The sequence below is a fragment of the Parasphingorhabdus sp. genome, from assembly GCF_036963705.1.
In the GTDB taxonomy this organism is placed as follows: Bacteria; Pseudomonadota; Alphaproteobacteria; order Sphingomonadales; family Sphingomonadaceae; genus Parasphingorhabdus.
In genome coordinates, this window is sequence record NZ_JBALUT010000159.1 from 1 (window position 1) to 1,060 (window position 1,060).

General features: G+C 55.8%; 2 protein-coding genes and 1 pseudogene. All 3 read left to right on the top strand.

The window, feature by feature from the left end; all coding sequences use genetic code 11:
* Positions 1-197: 197 nt before the first annotated feature.
* Positions 198-476: a conjugal transfer protein TraD gene (locus tag V7680_RS15650; protein WP_335654178.1), complete on the top strand. Its 279-nt coding sequence runs from the start codon at positions 198-200 to the stop codon at positions 474-476.
* 67 nt (positions 477-543) lie between these two features.
* Positions 544-798 carry a conjugal transfer protein TraD gene (locus tag V7680_RS15655; protein WP_335654179.1) on the top strand — a complete coding sequence of 85 codons (255 nt, stop codon included), beginning with the start codon at positions 544-546 and terminating at the stop codon, positions 796-798.
* Positions 799-801: 3 nt separating this feature from the next.
* Positions 802-1,060 (top strand): annotated as a pseudogene (locus V7680_RS15660) (hypothetical protein); the annotation flags it as partial.

Consider the following 1,060-nt stretch of genomic DNA (forward strand, 5'->3'; position numbering starts at 1 on the left):
GCAGAGAAATGGTAGATTGCCATTACGCTAAGCAATCTCTCACTTTTAAGCGACGTTGGCAACAACGTATAAGCGCGCACTCAAAATTACTTACGCAATTATGATGTGACTTGGTTCTTGGTTTTTATGAAGCGATTGTCTGAAAGACGGTTTTCGCATATATTGCGAGTCTAAACGGCAATATACGGAGAGGCGCAATGCGTAAAGTCCGGGACTATGATGCTGAGTTAAAAGCGCTCGCCGACAAGGCGAAGAAGCTCAAGGCGCGCAAAGTAGAACAGCTTGGCGCACTGGTGGTAGCCACCGGTGCCGATGCACTTGACCTTGAAGTTATCGCCGGGATGCTCCGGCAGGGCGTAATCGAAGCCGAGCAAGATTCCGTAAAGGAGAGCTGGCGCGCCGATGGTGCGACCTTTCTCGGCAAGCGCGGGCGCAAGGGTAATCGCGCTGCTGGAAAAAACCAATCAGGCGCTTAAAAGAAACCTCGCGGCGAAGCGGCGGGTTGAAGCAGGTCAGCGGCGATATGACACGAGGGAGTGGGTGGTGCAGCGACGGGAACGAACTAGGCATCTGATCGAACTGGGCGGCCTCGTCCAGAAGTCAGGCTTGGTCGAAATCGCCGATGATGATCGCGCCACTCTTTACGGCGCGATGCTCGAACTTGCTGGCCGTGCACAAGATGATGATGGCGTGAACGCGCTGGCGCTGTGGAAGCGTCGGGGCAAGCGGGCGTTCGATAGCGAAGCCGAAGCTGCGCAAGACAAGCCGCTGACCCATGTGCAAAGCGGTGAGGATTGATCGGTGAGTAACCGCCTCCACGGATGCGCATTGCTGCTGTTCGCTGGAGTGCTGCTTATCGCGTGGTGGCTCCCAAAAACGTCAACGGCATTTTGGCTAATCCTGATTAGCGGCATCGCGCTCTGGATCGGCGCTATTTATCTCAAGGTCAGATTGGCCCGCCCCGATGACACACTGGGGTCGGCAAAGTTCGGATCGCGCAGCGATGTGAACGCGCTGGCGAAGAACAAGGGCGATCTGCTGATAGGACGCGACACATCGG